This is a genomic window from Streptococcus parasanguinis, from assembly GCF_023109675.1.
Lineage (GTDB): Bacteria > Bacillota > Bacilli > Lactobacillales > Streptococcaceae > Streptococcus > Streptococcus parasanguinis_I.
Genome location: NZ_JALDUR010000004.1, coordinates 105810 through 128553, shown reverse-complemented (window position 1 = coordinate 128553; position 22744 = coordinate 105810). Strand labels below are relative to the sequence as shown.

Below are 22744 nucleotides of genomic sequence, written 5' to 3'. Positions count from 1 at the left end.
ATGAAGGACCTCATTCTCTACCAGGAAACATACAAGCAGTTTCATCTACGAAATGATTTTATTTCATATATCTTTATGATTTCCCATGATGGGAAGTTGCTCCATCTTTATTATGGCCCGACCTTGCCAGAAGGGGATTATCGTCATTTGGTGGAGATGAAGCACCGTCCGATGACCACTTACCGGCAAGAAGGGGATCTTCTGTATTCACTCGAACACTTGCAGCAAGAATTTCCAGAGTATGGGGCGACAGATTTTCGCCATCCTGCCTTGGAATTGTCTTTTGAAAATGGTTCTCGACTGACAGATTTTATCTATAAGGATTATGTAATTTTAAAGGGAAAACCAAGATTAGAAGGCTTACCAGCAACTTATGTTGAAAACGAGGATGAATGCGAGACCTTGCAAGTGAATCTGATCGATTCGGTGTCGGGTGTGGAGGTGAGTATTCAGTATAGTATTTTCCGAGATTTTCCTGTGATAACGAGAAGCCACTTGATTAACAATCAAGGCTCAAGGCCACTTTCTATTGAAGGAGTCACCAGTCTTTCTTTAGACCTACCTGATCGAAATTATGAGATGATACAGCTTTCAGGAGCGTGGGCTCGTGAAAGGCACATTCATTCCACCTTGTTACGTCAAGGAATCCAATCGATTGAATCAACCCGTGGAATCTCTAGTCATCTTCACAATCCTTTCCTTGCTCTAAAACGTCCTGAAACCACCGAGAATCAAGGGGAGGTTATTGGACTAAGTCTGATTTACTCAGGAAATTTCCTTATTCAAACAGAAGTGGATACTTTCGATGTCACCCGACTTCAAGTGGGAATCAATCCCTTCCAATTTTGTTGGAAATTAGACCCTGGTGCTAGCTTTACAAGTCCAGAAGCAGTTCTGGTATACAGTAGAAATGGTTTGAACGATATGAGTCAAACTTTCCATCGTCTTTATCGTACCCGTCTAGCTAGGGGAGAATGGCGAGATAAGGAGCGGCCGATTCTACTCAATAATTGGGAAGCAACTTACTTTGATTTTGATCAGGAAAAACTGCTCAGGATTGCGCAAAATGCCAAAGAAGTTGGCGTCGAATTATTTGTGTTAGATGACGGCTGGTTTGGAAAACGAATCAATGATCGAACGGGTCTTGGAGATTGGGTTGCCAATCGCGAGCGATTTCCAGATACAATCGGGGCTTTATCAGAGAAAATTCATGATATGGGCTTGAAATTCGGCCTTTGGTTTGAACCGGAAATGGTTAACAAAGATAGCGATCTTTATCGTACCCATCCAGACTGGATCCTAGAAGTAGCAGGTCATTCCCCACGTCATGGACGAAATCAATTTGTCTTAGATTTTAGCCGTGAAGAAGTAGTAGATGCCATTTATGAGCAAATGGCACGGGTAATTGAAGAGACAAAATTAGACTATATTAAGTGGGATATGAACCGTCCTCTTACGGATGTCTTTTCTAAATCCTTGGCTCCAGACCAGCAAGGAGAAGTGTTTCATCGTTATGTTCTTGGATTATACCACTTATATGATCGTTTAACGACAGCATTCCCTTCGATTCTCTTTGAATCTTGCGCTTCGGGAGGCGGTAGATTTGATCCAGGTTTGCTTTATTATGCACCCCAAACGTGGACCAGTGACGATACAGATGCCGTTGAACGGCTTAAGATCCAATACGGAACCAGTCTAGTTTATCCACTCTCGACGATGGGAGCACATGTGTCCATTGTCCCTAATCACCAAACCAATCGGATCACACCGCTTACGACAAGGGGAAATGTCGCTTATTTTGGGGTCTTTGGTTATGAGTTGGATCTAGCTGAGCTGACGCAGGGTGAGAAGGAAATCGTAAAAGAATAAATTAACTTTTACAAAAAAGAGCGATCCCTGATTCATCAAGGAAATTTTTACCGTTTGCGCTCTCCTTTTGACTCAAATCAAGTCGTATGGTCGGTTGTCAGTCAAAATCGTTCCCGAGTGATTCTGGCTCAGTATAAGCTATTGAACGCAGTGAACCGTTCCTATGATCGTGTGTATCTACAAGGACTGAAGGCAGACGCTCTCTATGAAGTAGATGGGAAACAGTATAGTGGTGCAGAACTGATGTTAGCAGGCTTTAGTCTTTCAGACGCTTCCTGTGGGCAGCCTTTAGATCAAGAGAAACTGAGTTGTGATTTTGACTCTCACATTTGGGTTTTTGAAGAAGTAAAATAATCAGAAAAAGCGGATAGCTATTGATAGGATGCCTCTTAAGTAGACAGGGTAAATGACAAAATCTACTTAAGAGGTCTTTTTATGACGAAGGACTGAAACCGTTTACAAAACTATAAAACAATGGTACAATATCTATTGAAAGAAAGGAGGTCGCTTTATGAAAAAAATCATTTATCCATCTGCGGCCCTATTAACGGCTTTTGCTCTATTATCCGTTCAAACAGCAAAAGCAGACACAGCTCAAGCGTCGGATCAAGCCAATGAACCGGCAGCAACAGTAGAAGAGGTGGTGGCTTCTCCAACGCCAGAAAGCACTACAGAAAATCAGGGAGAAGTGGCTGAAACACCGACGACAACAGACCGTGCAGCTGTCCCTGCTGCCTCCCCAACGGTAACGTCAACAGAGACGGCATCTCCTGAAGTGGAAAAACTGATTGAAAACATGCCACTCAAACAAAAAGTGACTCAAATGATCATGCCGGACTTCCGTAAGTGGCAGGAGGCTAATCAGGAATCGCCACAGGATCTCACCAAGGTCAATGCTGAAGTAGCAGATGCAATTGATAAATATGATTTTGGAGGCGTCATTCTTTTTGCTGAAAACGTCAAAGAGACCAAGCAAACTCTGGCTCTGACGCAAGATATGCAAAAGGCAGCGATTGAAAACAAAGCCAATAACGGGAAGATTCCGCTATTGTTAGCCATCGACCAAGAAGGAGGGATCGTCTACCGCTTGGGTACGGGTACAGCCCTTCCTGGTAATATGGCCATTGGGGCTACCAATGATCCCAAACTAGCGAAAGAAGCCGGTCAAATCATCGGACGTGAACTTTCTGCGCTAGGCTTGAATGTGGACTTCGCTCCGGTTCTAGATACCAATAACAATCCTCAAAATCCTGTGATTGGGCTTCGTTCCTTCTCATCTGACCCAAATCGGGTTGCCTATCTTGGTATTCCGATGATGAAAGGCATTCAGGACTACAATGTGGCTGTAGCAGCCAAGCATTTCCCAGGTCATGGAGATACAGCGGTCGATTCACATACGGGCCTGCCATTGGTGGATAAATCTCTTGCTGAGCTTGAAAAATTGGAACTCCTTCCATTCAAAAAAGCTATGGATGAAGGGGTCGACCTCTTGATGACGGCTCATATCCAATACCCGCAGATTGAAAAAGATCAGGTTGTGTCAAAAGAAACAGGTGAGAAAATCTATGTTCCAGCGACACTTTCAGATGATATTTTAACGGGCTTGGTACGGAAGAAATACGGCTATAAGGGCGTGATTGTCTCCGATGCCATGGGAATGGATGCTATCGCTAAAAACTTCGGTGAGGTGGAAACTGTGAAGATGGCCATCAAAGCAGGAGTTGATTTAGTCTTGATGCCAACGACCCTTCGCAGCAAAGCCGATTTGACCAAGATTGATACCATTGTCAATGCAGTGGTAGATGCGGTCCAAACCGGTGACATCTCAGAAGAACGCTTAAATGAGTCGGTTCGCCGGATTCTGACCCTCAAAGAAAAACGTGGGGTCTTGAATTTTGATCCAAGTGCTCGGACAGCTGAAAAAGCAAAGGAAGCAGTCGGATCTAGCCTCAATCGTGACTTGGAACGCAAGATTGCAGCAGCAGCGGTGACGGTTGTAAAAAATGAAGAAAATACTCTGCCATTTAAGGTGCAAACAGGGGACCATGTCTTACTCTTAGGAGCTTTTGAAAACGAAGTTCCTGGACTAAATTTGGGCATGCGTCGCTTAATCGCGGATGGAGTGCTTCCAAAAGATACTTCCTATGTAGCCAAGAACTTCACCAAAGAATCTACCCTTGATAGTCTAAAAGAAGACCTAGAGAAAGCCACTCACATCGTAGTGATTTCAGAGATCGGTTATGAAGGGCACTGGATAAAGATTTCTGGCGGACCAAGATCCCAACAGAAATCGTCAATTATGCCAATACCAACCATAAGAAGGCAGCTGTCCTTTCTATCTCTAAACCTTATGATGTAGCCAACTATCCAGCAGCCAAAGCCATTTTGGCAGTCTATGGAAATAAGGGAATGGATCCAACGGAATCCCTCAAACCAGACAATGCATTTGGTCCTAATATTCCTGCAGGAGTGGAAGTCATCTTCAATGGCAAGGAACATCTAGGTACCTTACCGGTTGATATTCCAAAAATTGTAGACGGAAAAATGTCGGAAACAGAGTACGCCTACCGCATTGGTCATGGTCTCTTCTATCCAGCACCTGCTCCATTGCCAACACCAGAAACCCAAGTTCCAACTTCACCAGTTCAAGATCCAACCCATCAGACACAACCAGTAGAGGTTGGTCACACTGGAACACAGGTTCTTGTTAGCAAGCAAGAAAAAGCTAGCACTCTTGATCGTCCACAAGTTACTCCGATCGCTGTGAAACAAGCCACTGATCAGGCTCCTGTCAGCGTGTCAGCAAGTCCTGCATCATCTGTATTGCCAAAAACTGGTCAAACAGAGAATCTCCTAGCTCTCATGGGCATCAGCCTCTTAACCTTCCTTGGATCTTTTGTCTATCCAAGAAAGAAACACTAAAGGATTCAGAATCTCAATTGGGTCACTCCCAATTGAGATTTTTTGGTAAAGTTTTACTAAAATTAACTCAAGTCGGCAATTATCGAATAGAAGTTTTAATCGGAGGAAAACCCTTTGTTATAGCCTTCTTTGGCATAAAATAAAAAATTAATAAAATTTTACTAAAAATACTTGAAGTTTTACTTGCGATCAGATATAATACAAGTATAAAAACGTTTACAAAACTAAAGGAGTTTCTCATGACGACAACAATCACATCTCAAGATTTACAAGCAAAATTCCAGGCTGTCTTTGGGGAAAAGGCTGACCACACTTTCTTCTCACCAGGACGGATTAATCTGATCGGTGAACACACGGACTATAATGGTGGGCATGTCTTCCCAGCAGCCATTACACTTGGTACCTACGGAGCTGCAAGAAAGCGTGAGGATAAGGTCTTGCGTTTCTTCTCAGGAAACTTTGAAGACAAGGGGATCATTGAAGTTCCACTGGATAATCTCCACTTTGAAAAAGAGCACAACTGGACCAACTATCCAAAAGGCGTGCTCCACTTCTTGCAAGAAGCTGGTCATGTCATTGATAGCGGAATGGACGTCTATGTCTACGGCAATATTCCAAACGGATCCGGTCTTTCTTCTTCAGCATCGCTTGAGCTCTTGATTGGCGTCATCGCTGAGAAACTATATGATCTTCAGTTAGACCGCTTAGATCTGGTTAAGATCGGGAAACAAACCGAAAATCACTTCATCGGAGTTAACTCTGGGATCATGGACCAATTTGCCATCGGTATGGGAGCTGATCAACGGGCTATTTATCTCGATACCAACACCCTAGAGTATGATCTGGTACCGCTGGACCTCAAAGACAATGTCGTGGTCATCATGAATACCAACAAACGCCGGGAATTAGCAGATTCAAAATACAATGAACGTCGTTCAGAATGCGAAACTGCCGTTTCTGAACTCCAAGAAAAATTGGATATCCAAACCTTAGGGGAATTGGATCTCTGGGCTTTTGATGCCTACAGCTACTTGATCAAGGATGAAAATCGCATCAAACGGGCTCGTCATGCTGTACTTGAAAACCAACGGACCCTCCAAGCACGCAAGGCCCTTGAAGCAGGTGATTTGGAAGGCTTTGGCCGTCTCATGAACGCTTCCCACGTATCCTTGGAGCATGACTACGAAGTGACAGGTCTAGAATTAGATACCTTGGTGCATACAGCCTGGGAACAAGAAGGCGTCTTGGGCGCTCGTATGACAGGAGCAGGCTTTGGTGGTTGCGCCATCGCCCTTGTAAACAAAGATAAAGTTGATGCCTTTAAAGAAGCTGTCGGCAAACGCTATGAAGAAGTCGTTGGCTATGCACCAAGCTTTTATATTGCAGAAGTTGCGGCAGGAACACGGGTGCTTGATTAAAAAGGAGATAGGATGACAGAACAGGTATTAGATGCATTTGTCACAGCCGTCATTGCGGCGAGTGACTACGAAGAGATGGATCGGATTTATCTAAAAAATCGCATCATGAGTCGCGTTGGAGAAGAAGGGCTAGACGCCCCAGCTCATATGGCAGACTTGATTGAACTCAAAGATCAGCTGGTAGAGATCGCTGTTGCAAATAGCAAGATCCAGGATAGTATGGCCGCAAAAGACAGTTTGGGTGCGGAGTTGATGGATTGGATTACCCCTAGCCCTAGTCAAGTCAACCATCGCTTTTGGGAGACCTACCGTCAGTCCAAGGAAGACGCGATTGCTGATTTCTATGACCTCTCTAAGCGCAATGATTACATCAAGGTCAATGCGATTGCGCAAAACATTGCCTTTGAGGCAGAAACTCCCTACGGTTCTCTTGAAATCACCATTAATCTGTCAAAACCTGAAAAAGATCCTAAAGACATTGCAGCGGCCAAACTTGCCAAAGCCAGTCATTATCCAGCCTGCCAATTGTGTTTTGAAAATGAAGGCTATCAAGGTCGCCTAGACCATCCAGCCCGGGCCAATCATCGGATTATCCGTTTTGACATGGACGGTCATGACTGGGGCTTTCAGTATTCCCCTTATGCCTACTTCAATGAACACTGCATTTTCCTCGATAGCCAGCATGTGCCTATGGCCATTAGCCGCAAGACCTTTGAGCGACTCTTGACCATTGTCGAGACTTTCCCAGGCTATTTTGCAGGGTCCAATGCAGACCTGCCCATTGTAGGGGGATCCATCCTGACTCATGACCATTACCAAGGCGGACGCCATACCTTCCCTATGGAGCTAGCTCCTGTTGAGGAAAGCTTTAGCGTTGAGGGATTTGAGGCTGTATCGGTAGGAATTATCAATTGGCCCATGTCGGTTCTCCGCTTGCAATCGGACAACAAGGCGCAATTGATTGACCTGGCAGACCATATCCTCACAGCCTGGCGAGGCTACTCGGATCCAGCCGTTCAAGTCTTAGCAGCATCCGACGGTCAGCCCCACCATACCATTACCCCCATTGCACGGATTCGTGATGGGCATTATGAATTGGACTTGGTGCTCCGTGACAACCAAACCTCACCAGAGCATCCAGATGGCATTTATCACCCACATGCGGATGTGCAACACATCAAAAAAGAAAATATCGGCCTGATCGAAGTCATGGGCTTGGCCATTTTGCCACCTCGCCTCAAGGAAGAGCTCAAGCAGGTTCAAGACTATTTGATTGGACGTGAGAATACTGTGGCGACCTACCACCAGCCTTGGGCAGATGATTTGAAAGCCACTCACCCAGCCATCACAGACGAAGCAGAGGCAGAAGCCCTTGTCCGTGAATCAGTTGGCCAGATCTTTGCGCGTGTGCTCGAAGATGCTGGTGTCTACAAGAGAACAGCAGAAGGACAAGCTGCCTTTAGACGCTTTGTTGCGACACTTTAAGTGTGGAGAAGTGGCAGAAATTTGGTACAATAAGAGAGAAGACAAGAAGCGAAAGGAAAACAAATGGCAATACTCGTACTCGGAGGAGCTGGCTATATCGGTTCCCACATGGTGGACCGCTTGGTCAATGAAGGACAGGAAAAAGTCGTCGTGGTTGATAGTCTGGTCACAGGCCACCGTGCAGCGGTGCATCCAGATGCCGTCTTTTACCAAGGAGACCTGGCGGATCAAGACTTTATGCGCACTGTTTTTAAGGAACATGCCGATATTGATGCGGTCATCCACTTTGCGGCCTACTCACTGGTCGCTGAGTCCATGGCAGATCCTTTGAAATATTTTGACAACAATACAGCAGGCATGGTCAAACTCTTGGAAGTCATGCATGAATGTGGGGTGCACTACATCGTCTTTTCTTCAACTGCTGCCACCTACGGCATTCCAGAAGAAATTCCGATTCTTGAAACCACTCCACAAAAACCGATCAACCCTTACGGGGAAAGCAAGCTCATGATGGAAACCATCATGCGCTGGGCTGATCAAGCCTACGGCATCAAGTACGTGCCCCTTCGTTACTTTAATGTAGCGGGTGCTAAGCCAGATGGATCCATCGGAGAAGACCATGGACCAGAGACCCATCTCTTGCCGATTGTCTTACAAGTAGCCCAAGGCAAACGCGAGAAGATCTCTATTTTTGGAGATGACTACAAGACACCAGATGGCACCAATGTTCGGGACTATGTCCATCCATTTGACTTGGCAGATGCCCATCTTTTAGCAGTGGAGTATCTCCGAAATGGCAATCCATCGACCGCCTTTAATCTGGGCTCATCGACTGGATTCTCCAATCTTCAAATCGTTGAAGCAGCCCGCAAGGTGACGGGACATCCGATCCCACTTGAGATTGCAGATCGTAGACCAGGAGATCCTGATACCCTGATCGCATCCTCTGAGAAGGCGCGTGCCATCCTCGGTTGGCAACCAAAATTTGACAATATCGAAACCATCATCCAAACAGCCTGGGCTTGGCATTCTAGCCACCCAGATGGCTACAATGATCGATAAGGAGGAGACTGCGAACATCATTTTGAGGCTTTTCTAATAACACCTAACACGACAGTTGATCTTGCTACAGGACTCATTTCAGACGTCAGTCATTTCCCTAACCATCAAAAAGTGAGGTATTCAAGATGAATAAAACCACAAAAATGTTAGCCGTCTTCTTGACAGCGGGTTTTCTTTTAGTTGGTTGCGCACAAAAAGAGAGTACAAAATCTACTACTCAATCGTCCACTAAAGCTACAACTAAATCATCCGCTAAAGAGAAGACAAAAGAGTCATCAACTGATGAAAGCAAAAAAGAAGATGCACTAGCAGGTGCACAAAAAACCGTTCTTGAAACGAGTGATGAAGCAGGTAAGTCAACTATCACCTTGTATTACAAGGGAGATACCTTGTTATTACAAGAAAAAGTTGATGATTACGACGTCTCAAAAGTGCCTGGTGAGAACCCTCTTGAAACCATGAAAGAAGCCGTGGCCAAGAGCCAAGAAAAATTCAAAGATCTGATGGGCCATGGATTTGAACTAACATCAGAATACAAAGACGGAATCTTTTATATCCGCAATACCATTGATTACACAAAAATCGATTTTAATAAATTAAAAGAAATCGTCCCAGGCTTTAATCCCCTAGATGACAAAACAGTCAGTTATTCAGTAACGAAAGACAGTCTTATCAAGGGCGGAATGGTCGAAAAATAAACCAAATGGAGAGCAGCTCAGTTTGCTGCTCTCTTTTTGTTTTAGTATGAATTCATGGCCATATTTTGGTAGAATAGGATTTAAACAAAAGTGAGTTTAAAGAAATTTAACTTAACTGTAGTATGAAAAAATAGCATTAGTTAATGAGGTTTTTCTAATGATGAACAGTAGTATGAAAGAGACTTTTTTAGAAGCGATCGATCATTTGTTGTCTATCATTGACAAATATAATATTAAAAATATTGGTCCACAAGTAGATGAGCTACATATTTTGAAAGAATATGTAAATACTAATAAAGAAATGAGTTTAAGAGATAAATTGACAATTTATCAAGCCCTTTTTCCACCACATGGGGGATTATCTGACATTTACTATTGGAATAATGATATTGAAATAAGAAAACAGACAAACGAGACTATTGCTGAATTAACAATGATTATTGCTAATTATTTATTGGAACGGTAACCTTTGCTGATATTATCGAATTATGTAAAGTCATTAAAATTAGAACTCGATTGATGATCTAAGATATTGATACTCCGGTTTGTTAAATATTTGGGTAATTATTGTAAGTTTTTGAGTGACGGCTCGGAGTTTTAAATAATGGAGAAGTGATGAACAATAAAGAATTTGAAGATTTATTTTATAAAGTCCCTGAAGGGGTTGATTATGCTGATATATTGGAAGATGTTGATCTAGAGGATGTTCCTGAAGAAACGATTCAAAAGTTGACTTCATTATTGGACAGTGATGATGACTATTTACGTTATCAAGCCTCTCGATTGTTGACCATTTGGGGAATTAGAGAAGGCTTTGATGTCTTGACTCAGATGTTCAGTCAAGGGCAATTAGAAGGGATGATTTCGCATCGTCTGTATGGTTATGATGATACCAATCGGATTTTTCTATATGATATCGTAAATTATTGGGCGAGCCGGTATGATTTGGGCGAAGAGAAGATAGCTAGAGGGGGAATTTATCCTTATGTTTGTAAAATCATCGAACAGGCTGAGACTGGATATTATGATATTTCAAAAATATATCGACTGGTTAGCGAGGAACATTATACGGAATACATCCCATACCTGAAACACTTCCTTTCAACTATTATGGACAAACCTGAGGATAATTATTGGCGAATTCATGATACCTTGAAGCTATTCCTCAAGGTAGAGCCTGATTATGTGACACAGTTATTAAAAGAAAAGCAAAAATCATTGGGAGATTTTGGAATCGAGGATAAAGGTGAAAGAAATTAAATTTTATAAAGTAAATGATGAGTATGGTTTTATGTCCAATTTTGCTCCCTACCCTTTTTCAGATGGTAGCAGAATCTGGCCAACATCAGAGCATTATTTTCAAGCACAAAAGTTTTTAGTACCCCAAATTCAAGAGAAAATTCGTCAGATAGCATCTCCAATGGATGCTGCTTTGGAGGGACGCAATCGTCAAAATCCCTTGAGATCAGATTGGGAAGAGGTCAAAGATGAGGTAATGCTCCAGGCTCTTCGGATGAAATTTAGCCAAAATCCAGAAATCGTAAGGGAATTGCTGGCGACAGGAGATGCCAACATCATCGAACATACGCGAAACGACGCCTACTGGGCTGATGGGGGAGATGGCACTGGGAAGAACAAACTAGGCCTTCTCTTAATGCAAGTGCGGGAAGAGTTGAAAAACTCTATCCTGTAAGATCTCTCCTCTAGTTATTCCATTTAACAGTCTGGGTTTGGTATAACAGTCAACTAGATAGTTACAATGATCAACAGGAGATATTCCAGAAGGTGTAATGAAAGATATTAGTACCAAGAGAGGAGAACATACATGGAACATAGTAAATTAGGCTGGGAAGATGTTATCCAGTTTGAAGAGGTAAAAGGTTATGGTCAGCATATCTGGAGAGATGGTAATCATTTTTATTACGTTACTGAGGAGGGAGGAATTGCCCCTCAGCGTGTAGTTTATGAATTACCAAATGAGCTGTTTGCCCTATTAGAAAGTGGAGAGAGAACGCAGTTAGAAATATTAAGTAAACTTCAGACCGATCGTTGGCCACCGACGGAAGAAGAAAAGAAAGCTAGTGAGAAACGTTTCATAGAAGAGAGTCCCACATCATTAATTGATATACCTGAAACTAGAGAATTATTTACTCAGGAAGAGCTAAAAAGATTAATTCCGATTGCTGAGCAAATGTGGATTGACTGGAGAGGTAAACTTCCAGATGATTATGTATCACCATTGAAATAGCTTGTAAGGAATTTATTTATACACTATTAGTTGTAAGCAAGTTCCTGTTTTTACTTTAAGTGGACTAAATGAATCGCTCCCAAAATGTGTCCAAAATATTGACAGAATTCCACAATTAGACTGGATAGTGGATATAGGAATTGTACCAAGTTAATGTTTTGAACTATGAAAAACAAATATATGAAGTATGCAGACAAATTACAAGATTTAATTGACTTAGAATATCCAAGTCAAAAGTTATACCCGGGAATTATACAGGATATATATAACTTAACTAAGTGTATAAGAAGAGGAGAAAATATCGGTGACATTAGTTTTTTTAGTTTAGCAAGAAGATTTGTAGATGAAACTATGGATTATAAAAGCGAAATTTGAGTAGTCTTAAAACAATTAGAGAAAGAGTTAAAAAAAGAAAATTGATGGACAATAGATTAATTGATTAGATAATGAATCTAAGAATTTGTTATGATAAAAGTATAGAGATACAATTATTTAAAGAATTATTACAGACAAAATTTTTGTGCCCTATCAGTATTGATGATCAACAAATATTAATACAAAGATCGGAGAACATACATGAAATATAGTAAACTAGGCTGGGAAGATGTTAGTAAGTTTGAGGAAATAAAAGGTTATGGCCAACATGTTTGGCGACATCATGAGAAATATTTTTTTGTTACTGATGAAGGGGGAATAGCTGAACAGAGGGTAGTCTATGAATTACCATTAGAACTATTTCAATCACCCTACCAAGTTTTTCTGAGTTACTTGAAAAGTCTAACTTAATTTGACAATTTAGGCAATAAAGAAATCCTAGACAAGCTTTTGAGCTATTCAGAAGACTTGAAATACCACTATAATCTCTATCAGCTCTTCCTTTTTCACTTTCAGAATAAGGAACCAGAGAAATTTTTTGGACTCATTGAAGACAATATAAAGAAGGTTCATTCTCTTTTTCAGACTGTCTTTAAAACATTTCTAAAGGACAAAGGGAAAATCATCAATGCCCTTCAGTTATCCTATTCCAACGCAAAATTGGAAGCAATTAATAATCTCATCAAACTTATCAAACGCAATGCCTTTGGTTTTCGGAACTTTGAAAACTGCAAGAAGCGAATTTTCATCGCTCTGAATATCAAAAAAGAAAGGACGAAATTTGTCCTTTCTCGAGCTTAGCTTTTCTTCAACCCACTACAGTTGACAAAGTGCCGTAGATTTTAGGTATTTACCTTGTCTACTTAAGAGGTATCATATCATCGAGATAAAGATGATTTGTTTGTTCCTAAGAATGAGGTTTTAGGTTTGACTTGTGGCAACTTCTGGAAAAAGCTTGTCTAAGATTTTTGGAGTGATAGCTTGTCCAGGACCTTCAGCACAATAGGTGTGAATATACATAGCGGGATTGAAGTTGAGCTCGATACAAGTGAAATGAGGTTTTTCCTTGCTAGCAGGCTGAGTTTTATCTGGAATGATGAGGTCAACCCCGCAAGCCCAGGCCCCCATGCTAGTTGCCATAGCTGCTGCCAATTCTTGGTAAGAGGAATCTATTGTCTCAGTGACATCAATAGAGTCACCACCCGTAGAAATGTTGGAGTTACGGCGGAGATTGACCTTTTTCCCTTCTGGGAGAATATCATCAGGTGCATAACCTTGCTGAGTCAACATCAATTGTTCGATGTCTCCTAGCTTAATGATTTCCAGAGGTGAGCGGTGGTCACGGCCTCGCAATGGATTGGCATTTTTCTGAGCGACTAATTCACGAATGGTGTGTTTGCCATCACCGACAACATTAGCAGCGACACGAAGGAGGACAGACTCACAACGCCCGTCCAGAATGAAGAAACGGTATTCGGTTCCTGGGATAAATTCTTCAACAAGAACAGCTGTATCTTCTGCAAAGGCAATCTCGAGAGCTTTCTTATAGTTATCAAGGCTGGCAGGCTCTTGGAAAATGGAAATGCCCAGCCCGAAGTTGGTTGATTTTGGTTTAACCACAATTTGCTTGCCCTTGATAAGAGGATAGTAGGCTAGACCTTGTTCTAGACTGGTAAATTCGTCGCCGGCAGGGACAGGGAAGCCAGCATCAGCCAGGATTTTTTTGGTCACGGTTTTATTAGCCATGGCAAGAGGAACTACATAGTTGTCTTTTGAGGTCATGTTACCATTTTTGATGTACTCAACATGATCTTTATGCCAGAGTTTAAGGAATTGATCCTGCTCATCTAGGATTTCAAAATGAAGCCCTTTTTGAATGGCATCAAAGAGCAGCATCTGGGTAGAAAGTTCCATCTCCTCATAACCCTTAAGGGCATAGTGGGCAGTCCAGTCGTAATCATGATAGGCAAGCGCCTTGTCAAGGGCAAAGTCAGAAAGGGACTTGTCTTTGATATGAGGAAGAAGTTGAGCAGCTAGTGTCTGACTGGAATCTGCAAAGGCATCTTTAACTTGTTTGACCAGACCTTGATGATAGTCACCAAGCTCAAAATGTTGCACCAGTTGGTCTAGAGCTATCGTAATGTTCTGAGTTTCAGCTTCAGAAGGTAGAGGTTCTAAAGGATGAGAGAGGGCAATTTTTTCATTCAGCGCGTGACCTTGAGCCAGAGCCTGATCAACATTTTCAGGGGCATCCAGCCAGAGGAAGGCTAGAAGGAGTAGGTGTACGGTATCCATGGTAGTTTGGCTAATACCAATACGCTCAAAGGGGTTGAGGTCGAAGTTACGGAATTCTAGGTAGGTGATTCCCTTGTCAAGGAAGGAGCGATTAACCTTTTGTCCACGGAAACGAACAGCCGAGTAAAATTCCTTTTCCGCAATCAAATCACCTTGCTCGATATAGTTTTCGATGGCAGAGACATAGTCTTCTAGGCTTGCAAAAGATACTTGTATTTCTTCCTTATTGACATAACCATGGTCGCTGTTTCGGAAGGAACGCACGAGTTCTGGCACTTCTTGGTCGAAGAAGCCTTGCTCAGCAACAGGTGCAGCACCAAAGAGATAGGTAATCACCCAACGATAGCGCAAATAGTTCTGAGCCAGCTTAAGATAGAGGGCGTTTTTGAAAGCAATTATATCAATCTGGTCACTTTCTTGGAATAGGGCTTCAACCAAATCTTTCCCTAGTTCCATATTATAGTGGATACCTGAGATAGCTTGTAGTTTAGTTCCGTATTTTTCGGCCAAGTAGTTACGATAATGGCGTTCAAATTCATTTTCTAGTTGGGCAACTTGGATTTCTTGGGCGTTGATACGAGGAGGCATGGACAAGGGCCAGAGAAGTTCATCTTTACTGATGGAACGTCCAGCTACATCGGTAATGGCTCCAAGAAATCGACGAGCCTCAGTGGTAGATTTAGCAACTGGTGTGATGAGTTCCATCTGAAACTCACAAAAATCTGTTTGAATATAAGGGTGGAAACTTCGAGCTCCTAGGCAGGAAGGGTGAGGCGTATGTGCTAATTTTCCCTGTCTATCGACACGAAGACTTTCGCGTTCAATTCCAAAGTTAGCTTGAAGGATAGGGCTAGTAGGCTCCAGCTTTTGAAGCAGTTGATTTATAGTCATATAGTCACCTTTTCATCTAATGTTAGTGATAGTCTATTATAAATAGGAGAAGAAAACAACTTTCCGCTACGGTTAAGGGGAATTTCCGAATGTTTCAGATAAGAATTCTTAAAACCAGTTGTTTTTTAGCTATATTATATGGAAAAATTGTAAAATACCCACTGATTTTTATGTAAAATGTTATTTCTCTTGGAATTTAAATCAAATTAGCCTATACTAATGACGTATATATGAGAACGAAAGAATCCCTAGGGTCGGCACTGCACCCATAAAATGAGACACAAGAAAACACTCCTGTTGAAATCTGGTAAACTAGAAACAGGAGTGTTTTGTTATGGTCAAAAAAGCATATTCGGTAGAAACTAAGTTAGCCTGTATCGAAATGAAGAAGGCAGGCAAATCAAATAAAGTTATCATGGATACCCTCAGTATCAAAAATGCTAGTCAGGCCAAGAACTGGTTGCGATGGTATCAGAATGATGAATTGTACCGTTTCCACCAACCCGTGGGGAAACAATATACTTATGGTAATGGGATGAAACAGTTATCTGAAGTGGAACAGTTACGTTTGCAGGTAGAATTACTAAAAAAGTATCAGAGCTTGATAAGAGAATCGACAAAGTAAGTCTTATCAAGCTAGTAGAAGAGTATAAGAAAACGTGCGCTGTATCTATTATTTTAGAATGTTTCGGCGTCAAACGCTCCACCTTTATCGCTGGAAACAGGAGTGTAAGAATTCTCAGAAAAGAGGCGAAATAGCAGATAATGGCTGTATCGAATGGTTTAACTCTGTTCTCAAGTCTGAAACCTTCTATCTCCATAAGTGGAGAAACATAACTGAAGATAGTCTAACAGATATTGTCAAAAATTACATCATATTTTATCCTGATAATTATGTATCACCATTGAAATAGCCTGCGTGGAACTTGTTTAGACACCGTTAGTTGTGGACAAGTTTCTTTTTTTATTTTAGGTGCACTAGATGAATCTCTCCCAAAATGTGTTGAAAATATAAATAGAACTCTGGCTTTCTCCTAATGCAAGTACGGGAAGAGTTGAAAAACTCCACTCTGTAACCTCTCCTCTAGCTATTCCAACTATTTCATGCTAGAATAAAGAAAAACATATTTGGAGGCATTATGAATCAGACAGTGACTTATTTACAGGAATTGACAGCCATTCCTTCACCGACCGGTTTTACACGTGAGATCGCAGACTATTTGGTCAAAACCATTGAAGGCTTTGGGTACGAAGTAACTCGGACTGCTAAGGGTGGCGTGAATGTGACCATTCCTGGTGTGATCACAGACAAGCAACGCTACGTCACAGCCCATGTGGATACCTTGGGGGCTTATTGTCCGCGCTGTGAAAGCAGATGGCCGCCTCAAGCTGGACCGTATCGGTGGTTTCCCTTGGAATATGATTGAAGGGGAAAATTGTACGGTCCATGTGGCTAATACCGGAAAGACCCATTCGGGTACGATTTTGGTCCATCAGACTTCTTGCCACGTCTACAAGGAGGCGGGGACTGTCGAGCGGACCCAGGACAATATGGAAGTCCGTCTGGATGAAAAAGTGACCAATGAGAAAGAAACCCGTGCCCTTGGTATTGAAGTGGGTGATTTTGTCAGCTTTGATCCCCGGACCATTGTGACAGATACTGGCTTTATTAAATCTCGTCACTTAGATGACAAGGTGAGTGCGGCGATTCTCTTGAATCTTCTGCGCGTGTACAAGGAAGAGCAGATCCAATTGCCAGTAACGACCACCTTTGCCTTTTCAGTCTTTGAAGAAGTGGGGCATGGGGCTAATTCCAGTATTCCGGCTGAAGTGGTCGAATACTTGGCAGTGGACATGGGGGCTATGGGAGATGACCAAGCGACGGATGAATACACGGTATCCATCTGTGTCAAAGACGCTTCTGGACCGTATCACTACGAATTCCGTCAGCATTTAGTAGCCTTGGCAAAAGCTCAAGAAATCCCTTATAAGTTGGATATCTATCCTTTCTATGGATCAGATGCCTCTGCAGCCATGAGCGCAGGAGCAGAAGTCAAACATGCCCTCCTCGGAGCAGGTATCGAATCTAGCCACTCATATGAGCGGACTCACTTGGATTCTGTAGTCGCAACAGAGCGCATGGTCGATGCCTACCTCAAGAGCGACTTAGTAGATTAAAAATTGGAACTACTCTCCGGAGTAGTTTTTTATAAACTAAAATTTTCTGAAAATTCCTTTTCTTCTGAAAATCTTTGTGGTATAATCTTAAAATAAACTTAAAATTTCTTAAGGAGTTTTACATGAAAAAAAGAAATGTCATTGCACTTGCGGGAGTTGCCCTCCTTTCAGCAGGTATCCTAGCAGCTTGTTCGGGTGGTTCTAAATCATCTAGCTCAAGCAACGGTCAAAAATTCTCATATGTTTATGAGACTGAGCCAGAAAACCTAAACTATATCACATCTGGTAAAGCAGCAACCCACGATATCACTGGAAACTTGATTGATGGTTTGTTTGAAAATGATAAATACGGGAACTTGATTCCATCTCTTGCAAAAGATTGGACAGTTTCGCAAGATGGCTTGACTTATACTTATAAACTTCGTGACGATGCTAAATGGTATGATTCAGAAGGCGAAGAGTATGCGGATGTAACAGCTAAAGATTTCGTCACAGGGATTAAATATGCGGCTGATAACAAATCAGAAATGCTCTACATCATCCAAGATTCTATCAAAGGCTTGAATGACTACGTCAATGGTAAAAATAAAGATTTCTCAGCTGTAGGAGTAAAAGCAGTTGATGATCATACCCTTCAAATCACTTTGAACCAACCAGAATCTTACTGGAACTCTAAATTGACTCTTGGGATCACTTTCCCTGTCAACGAAAAATTCGTGAAATCAAAAGGGGATAAATTCGCTCAAGCAAGTGATACTAGCTCCCTTCTTTACAATGGTCCTTACATCTTGAAGAGCTTTACTTCAAAATCTTCTATCGAAATGACCAAGAATGAAAACTACTGGGATAAAGACAAGGTCTACATCTCAGATGTGAAATTGGAATTCTACGATGGACAAGACCAAAGTAAATTGGCTAAATCATTCGGTGAAAATGCTCTTAGCTTGGCCAAACTCTTCCCAACTGGATCTGGTTACTCAGAGCAAGCCAAAGAATTCAAAGACGAAATCACCTACACTCCTCAAGATGCTGCTTCTTATGTTATTGGTACCAACATCGACCGTCAATCTTACAAACACACAGCTAAGAAGACCGATGAAGAAAAACAATCTACTAAGAAAGCTCTCTTGAACAAGGACTTCCGTCAAGCGATCAGCTTTGCCTTCAACCGTGAAGCGTATGCTGCTCAATTGAACGGAAAAGACGGAGCAAGCAAGATCATCCGTAACCTCTACATTCCACCAACATTTGTCCAAGCTAATGGCAAGACCTTTGGTGAAATGGTGAAAACTCAATTGGATACCTACGGAGATGAGTGGAAATCTACTAAACTAGACGATGGTCAAAATGGTCTCTTCGATGCTAAGAAAGCGAAGGAAGAGTTTGCAAAAGCGAAGACTGCCTTGGAAGCAGAAGGTGTGAAATTCCCAATTCACATCGATATGCCTGTAGACCAAACCACACCATCAAGAGTTCAACGGGTACAATCCTTCAAACAATCAGTTGAAGAAGCACTTGGTAAAGAAAATATCGTCATCGATATCCAAATGCTTTCGAAGGAAGACCTTCAAAATGTGACCCTCTTTGCACCAAATGCGGCTGGCGAAGATTGGGATCTCTCTGATAATGTTGGATGGAGCCCTGACTACCAAGACCCATCAACTTACATGGATATCTTGAAAGCTTCATCTGGTGAAAATACTAAGACTTTCCTTGGATTTGACCCAAGTGAAAACAATGAAGCAGCTAAAAAAGTTGGTCTGTACGACTTTGAAAAGATGATTAAAGATGCTGGTGCAGAAACACAAGACGTCAACAAACGCTATGAAAAATATGCGGCAGCGCAAGCTTGGTTGACAGATAGTGCCCTTGTTATGCCAACTTCTTCATCAACTGGACGTCCATTCTTGACACGTATCGAACCATTCTCAGCTCCATTTGCATGGACTGGTGGTAAAGGAAAAGACCACGTGATCTACAAAGGGATGAAACTCCAAGATAAAGCTGTGACAACTGCTGACTACAACAAAGCCCTTGAAAAATGGCAAAAAGAACAAGCAGAGTCAAACAAAAAAGCACAAGAAGATCTTAAGAAACACGTCAAATAAGGATCGATAACCGAGGCTGATGCCTCGGTTTTTTTTGGATCAGATGAACATCTGTTTGATATAAAAACGCTTACATAGTATAATAGGAGTGTTGATTACAAAAAGTGAGGAGATTGACATGAAAAAGAAAACAATGGTTTCCATTGTCGCATCGAGCTTACTGATCGCACCGATGGTCTTGCATCAAGTAGCAGCAGCAGACGAGCAAACGGAAGAGTTAGCCCCATCGACAGAAGTGGTCCATGCTCCATCTACTGAAGCAAGACCGACAACAAGTGACGCAAGTACTGTCACTAGTGAAGAAGCAGCAAACTTGAATGATGCATCGCTGGATCGGACAGCAGTTGCCAATCAAGCAAACCCTGCTACAGAAGAACACACAAGACAAAGTGAGCCTACGGTCCCAGTAGTAACTCCAGAGGCAACAAACAGGGAAGCTGCACCTCAATCCACTCCTACTTCAGAAGCACTGGCAACAAGTCAGGATTTGGCAAAAGTCACAGGTTCGACCCTTGCAGCGGATCAGACCTCTAAAGAGTTGACAGTGCAAGATGCTGTTAATGGCTTGCTTCAATGGGCAGCAACGGATCCAAGCCAATTTGGCCAAAGCCAAGCAGATCGGGAACGCTTTGCCAAGAGTTTAGGTTTGATTGAAAGATCAGAAGATCTGACTCGTAAGGTCAGTCAGCCAGAATTGGCCAAGATGTACGAAACAGCTAAGAAACTCTATGATGCTTACCGGGCTGAAAAGAAAAGCCCTCTCTTTTTAAATGGTCGTGCTCAGCCTATTTTCCCTTATATGACGGGAGAAAAAGCAGATGAAGACTACAAATATGAGGACAGCCAAATTGTCCGCTTCCCAGTCTATGTCGAAACGGACTACGACACCGATGCAGATGGCAAGCCAGACTTGGTCAAAGCCATTGTTCAATTACCAAAGGCAGTCGCGCAAGGTGACTTTAAGGCGGCGACCATTCTGGAAGCGCGTCCTTACGTAGCAGGAACACTAGACGAAAACTACGTGACCCTTGAAAGTCTGGGGCTTCCGACAGATGGTAGCTACGACATGAAGAAACTGCACAGCCAACCTGCAAAGAGACAGCCAGTAAGCAGTGAGACAACAGTAGAAGCAGCGAAAAAAGCCAAAGCATCGGATTGGTACTACTACAGTCCCTACGAGTATATCTATGACTACGAAGATCTCAACTGGTACGACTATTTCTTGGTCAGAGGCTATGCCTTTATCTCGAGTGCTGGACTTGGGACCAAGGGATCAGAAGGATTTAACACGACAGGGTCTGACCTCGAAATCAATGCCTTCAAGAATATCATCGAATGGGTCAATGGCAAACGCAAAGCCTACACCGATAAGACCAGCAATATCGAAATAAAGGCAGACTGGGCAAGTGGCAATGTCGCAATGACCGGTCTATCCTGGGCTGGCACCACAACATTTGGTGTGGCAGCGACAGGCGTAGAAGGCCTAAAGACCATCGTTCCAGCAGCAGGGATTGCTTCTTGGTATGATTATTTCAATAGCCAAGGGACCCAATTTGGCAATGCACCTTATAGTGACCTTTCATGGCTCTCCCTCTACGTTAGCACGCGGATGCTGGATCAAGACGATTGGGCAGGGATTTGGCAAAACTATTCCAACTACATCAACCAATTGAACAAGGACCAGTACGCCCATGATCGTAACTACAGTGATGTCTGGAAGGAGCGGGATTATACCCTTCATCCGGAAAATCTCAAGACCAGCGCCCTGATCGTCCATGGCTTGAATGATGACAATGTCAAGACCAAACACTTTGAACTCATGTACGATGCCCTCAAGAAAGCAGGCCAAGATGTCAAGCTCTATCTTCACCAAGGAGATCACGTCTATCCAGCGGCTATGTCACGGGGATACGGCATCACCGCCAATGGTCAGGACTTTTATGACCTGCTCAATACCTGGCTGACCCATTACCTCTACGGAGTGGACAATCACGTCGAAAGCTTGCCAGCGGTCCTAGCTCAAAACAACTATGATCCAAGCAAGTGGACCAGCTATGATAACTGGAAGAGCAGTCAACGTCTCTTCTTGAATGCAAGCTCGAAACGTCTAGAAGAAACCATTTCTAGTGATTATGTGGCTGCAGGTGTTGAGATCGCTAACCGTAATGAAACTGTCAGCAAAGCCTCCTCTAAGGCCAATCTGACCTTCGTTTCTGATGTTACTGAGGACACTACGATCAAGGGCCACATCCCTGTTCATTTCAAGGCAGCTCTTGCCAAGGGTCAAGGAAAGAATTTCCAAATCAACGCCCTCTTGGTAGATGTGGCAGATGAGGACTTTGACGTGGTAGGAAATGGTAGCGTCAAGCCAGATAAAACAGCAGACGCTTTCTGGATGGGAAGCAATTTAAGCAACCTATCTGTTGCCGAATACGAAACCATCAAGACCAAGTACAAGGTGATCGCAAAAGGCTGGATCAACCTTGCGAACCCTGAGTCTGGCTACGATTCAGCAAGCTCTCGCGCAAGTATTGAGCCAAAAGTTGGGGAATACCATGATTATACAGTTTATCTCCAACCAAATCTCTATACGGTTAAGAAAGGTCACAAGTTAGCTCTAGTCTTTAACACCTATGACCCATCAGATTTAACGGTGGAGCACCCATATGAAGTGACCTTCAAGACAGACTCTATCCAGGCGGCGATTCCAATTGTCGAAAAGACCCGCGCTCAAAAGGCATCCTATGTACCAAGTGCAACAGATACTGACTATGCGAAATTGCCAGAAATAGAAGGAACTGCTCTAGTCGCTCCAGAAGTACACTACAAGGAAGAATATACGCTTCCAACTCCAGAACACCTTGTCCAACCAAGCCAAACTCTTCCTGAAAAAGATGAACAGATGCAAACAGGATCAGCAAGACAAGAGCAATCTCATCTTACACTAGCTGTATCTTATGGACCTCAATTTGTTTCACAAGGATTTGTAGAAGATCCTCAAGAAGTGACTCCTGCAGTAGGAGGAGAGCAGGTAGACCATACCCTTCCTCAAACAGGCAGCAAAGACCATGCTCTGGGTCTCTTAGGTATGATCAGTCTAACAGCTTCTAGCCTCATCTTTTGGCGCAAAAAGAAAGAAGATGCCTAAGGAGTCCCCGTAGCAAATATTTCTAAAATGGCATTATTTAGTGTAAA

General features: G+C 42.6%; 13 protein-coding genes and 5 pseudogenes. 17 read left to right on the top strand and 1 reads right to left on the bottom strand.

Going from position 1 to position 22744, the window contains the following annotated elements; genetic code table 11:
- The 13 genes and pseudogenes from M1G14_RS04775 to M1G14_RS04715 form a co-directional block, all read left to right on the top strand.
- Positions 1 to 2223 (top strand): annotated as a pseudogene (locus M1G14_RS04775) (alpha-galactosidase).
- 157 nt (positions 2224 to 2380) lie between these two features.
- Positions 2381 to 4791, top strand: a pseudogene (locus M1G14_RS04770) (glycoside hydrolase family 3 N-terminal domain-containing protein).
- A 239-nt stretch (positions 4792 to 5030) separates the two neighbouring features.
- Complete coding sequence (locus M1G14_RS04765) at positions 5031 to 6209, top strand: galactokinase (protein ID WP_282184830.1); 1179 nt, start codon at positions 5031 to 5033, stop codon at positions 6207 to 6209.
- A 12-nt stretch (positions 6210 to 6221) separates the two neighbouring features.
- Positions 6222 to 7694 (top strand): UDP-glucose--hexose-1-phosphate uridylyltransferase, encoded by a 1473-nt coding sequence (gene galT / locus M1G14_RS04760; protein ID WP_247926361.1) that lies wholly within the window; start codon positions 6222 to 6224, stop codon positions 7692 to 7694.
- 63 nt (positions 7695 to 7757) lie between these two features.
- On the top strand, positions 7758 to 8756 hold the full coding sequence (gene galE, locus M1G14_RS04755; RefSeq protein WP_070594975.1) for a UDP-glucose 4-epimerase GalE: 999 nt from the start codon (positions 7758 to 7760) through the stop codon (positions 8754 to 8756).
- A gap of 125 nt (positions 8757 to 8881) precedes the next feature.
- Positions 8882 to 9454 carry a DUF1307 domain-containing protein gene (locus M1G14_RS04750; protein ID WP_061590739.1) on the top strand — a complete coding sequence of 191 codons (573 nt, stop codon included), beginning with the start codon at positions 8882 to 8884 and terminating at the stop codon, positions 9452 to 9454.
- Between the two features lie 157 nt (positions 9455 to 9611).
- On the top strand, positions 9612 to 9920 hold the full coding sequence (locus M1G14_RS04745; RefSeq protein WP_081103057.1) for an ABC transporter: 309 nt from the start codon (positions 9612 to 9614) through the stop codon (positions 9918 to 9920).
- Positions 9921 to 10069: 149 nt separating this feature from the next.
- Positions 10070 to 10714 carry a hypothetical protein gene (locus M1G14_RS04740; protein WP_061590738.1) on the top strand — a complete coding sequence of 215 codons (645 nt, stop codon included), beginning with the start codon at positions 10070 to 10072 and terminating at the stop codon, positions 10712 to 10714.
- A complete protein-coding gene (gene ybiA / locus M1G14_RS04735; RefSeq protein ID WP_061590737.1) occupies positions 10701 to 11147 on the top strand; it encodes a riboflavin biosynthesis intermediates N-glycosidase in 447 nt (148 codons plus the stop codon). Before M1G14_RS04740 ends, ybiA begins: the two co-directional genes overlap by 14 nt.
- 132 nt (positions 11148 to 11279) lie before the next feature.
- Positions 11280 to 11702, top strand: coding sequence for a hypothetical protein (locus M1G14_RS04730; RefSeq protein WP_247919633.1), 423 nt, complete (start codon positions 11280 to 11282; stop codon positions 11700 to 11702).
- Between the two features lie 180 nt (positions 11703 to 11882).
- Positions 11883 to 12077 carry a hypothetical protein gene (locus M1G14_RS04725; RefSeq protein ID WP_247926360.1) on the top strand — a complete coding sequence of 65 codons (195 nt, stop codon included), beginning with the start codon at positions 11883 to 11885 and terminating at the stop codon, positions 12075 to 12077.
- A gap of 201 nt (positions 12078 to 12278) precedes the next feature.
- On the top strand, positions 12279 to 12488 hold the full coding sequence (locus tag M1G14_RS04720; protein ID WP_247919684.1) for a hypothetical protein: 210 nt from the start codon (positions 12279 to 12281) through the stop codon (positions 12486 to 12488).
- 6 nt (positions 12489 to 12494) lie between these two features.
- Positions 12495 to 12878 (top strand): annotated as a pseudogene (locus M1G14_RS04715) (transposase); the annotation flags it as partial.
- 120 nt (positions 12879 to 12998) lie between these two features.
- Here the strand turns inward: M1G14_RS04715 and gshAB are convergent.
- Positions 12999 to 15263 (bottom strand): bifunctional glutamate--cysteine ligase GshA/glutathione synthetase GshB, encoded by a 2265-nt coding sequence (gshAB, locus tag M1G14_RS04710; RefSeq protein ID WP_247919635.1) that lies wholly within the window; start codon positions 15261 to 15263, stop codon positions 12999 to 13001.
- A 334-nt stretch (positions 15264 to 15597) separates the two neighbouring features.
- Here gshAB and M1G14_RS04705 point away from each other — a divergent pair.
- From M1G14_RS04705 to M1G14_RS04690, 4 genes and pseudogenes are all read left to right on the top strand, one after another.
- Positions 15598 to 15852, top strand: a pseudogene (locus M1G14_RS04705) (hypothetical protein); the annotation flags it as partial.
- 550 nt (positions 15853 to 16402) lie between these two features.
- Positions 16403 to 17441, top strand: a pseudogene (locus M1G14_RS04700) (M42 family metallopeptidase).
- Positions 17442 to 17563: 122 nt separating this feature from the next.
- Positions 17564 to 19549 carry a peptide ABC transporter substrate-binding protein gene (locus tag M1G14_RS04695; RefSeq protein WP_247926359.1) on the top strand — a complete coding sequence of 662 codons (1986 nt, stop codon included), beginning with the start codon at positions 17564 to 17566 and terminating at the stop codon, positions 19547 to 19549.
- 118 nt (positions 19550 to 19667) lie between these two features.
- Positions 19668 to 22697, top strand: a complete 3030-nt coding sequence (locus M1G14_RS04690; protein ID WP_247926358.1) for a CocE/NonD family hydrolase — start codon at positions 19668 to 19670, stop codon at positions 22695 to 22697.
- Positions 22698 to 22744 lie beyond the last annotated feature (47 nt).

Bases quoted from the DNA above. Each gene is read 5' to 3' on its own strand.
- M1G14_RS04765 (WP_282184830.1), top strand. From the start codon at position 5,031: ATGACGACAACAATCACATCTCAAGATTTACAAGCAAAATTCCAGGCT.
- galT (WP_247926361.1), top strand. From the start codon at position 6,222: ATGACAGAACAGGTATTAGATGCATTTGTCACAGCCGTCATTGCGGCG.
- galE (WP_070594975.1), top strand. From the start codon at position 7,758: ATGGCAATACTCGTACTCGGAGGAGCTGGCTATATCGGTTCCCACATG.
- M1G14_RS04750 (WP_061590739.1), top strand. From the start codon at position 8,882: ATGAATAAAACCACAAAAATGTTAGCCGTCTTCTTGACAGCGGGTTTT.
- M1G14_RS04745 (WP_081103057.1), top strand. From the start codon at position 9,612: ATGATGAACAGTAGTATGAAAGAGACTTTTTTAGAAGCGATCGATCAT.
- M1G14_RS04740 (WP_061590738.1), top strand. From the start codon at position 10,070: ATGAACAATAAAGAATTTGAAGATTTATTTTATAAAGTCCCTGAAGGG.
- M1G14_RS04730 (WP_247919633.1), top strand. From the start codon at position 11,280: ATGGAACATAGTAAATTAGGCTGGGAAGATGTTATCCAGTTTGAAGAG.
- M1G14_RS04725 (WP_247926360.1), top strand. From the start codon at position 11,883: ATGAAGTATGCAGACAAATTACAAGATTTAATTGACTTAGAATATCCA.
- M1G14_RS04720 (WP_247919684.1), top strand. From the start codon at position 12,279: ATGAAATATAGTAAACTAGGCTGGGAAGATGTTAGTAAGTTTGAGGAA.
- gshAB (WP_247919635.1), bottom strand. From the start codon at position 15,263: ATGACTATAAATCAACTGCTTCAAAAGCTGGAGCCTACTAGCCCTATC.
- M1G14_RS04695 (WP_247926359.1), top strand. From the start codon at position 17,564: ATGAAAAAAAGAAATGTCATTGCACTTGCGGGAGTTGCCCTCCTTTCA.
- M1G14_RS04690 (WP_247926358.1), top strand. From the start codon at position 19,668: ATGAAAAAGAAAACAATGGTTTCCATTGTCGCATCGAGCTTACTGATC.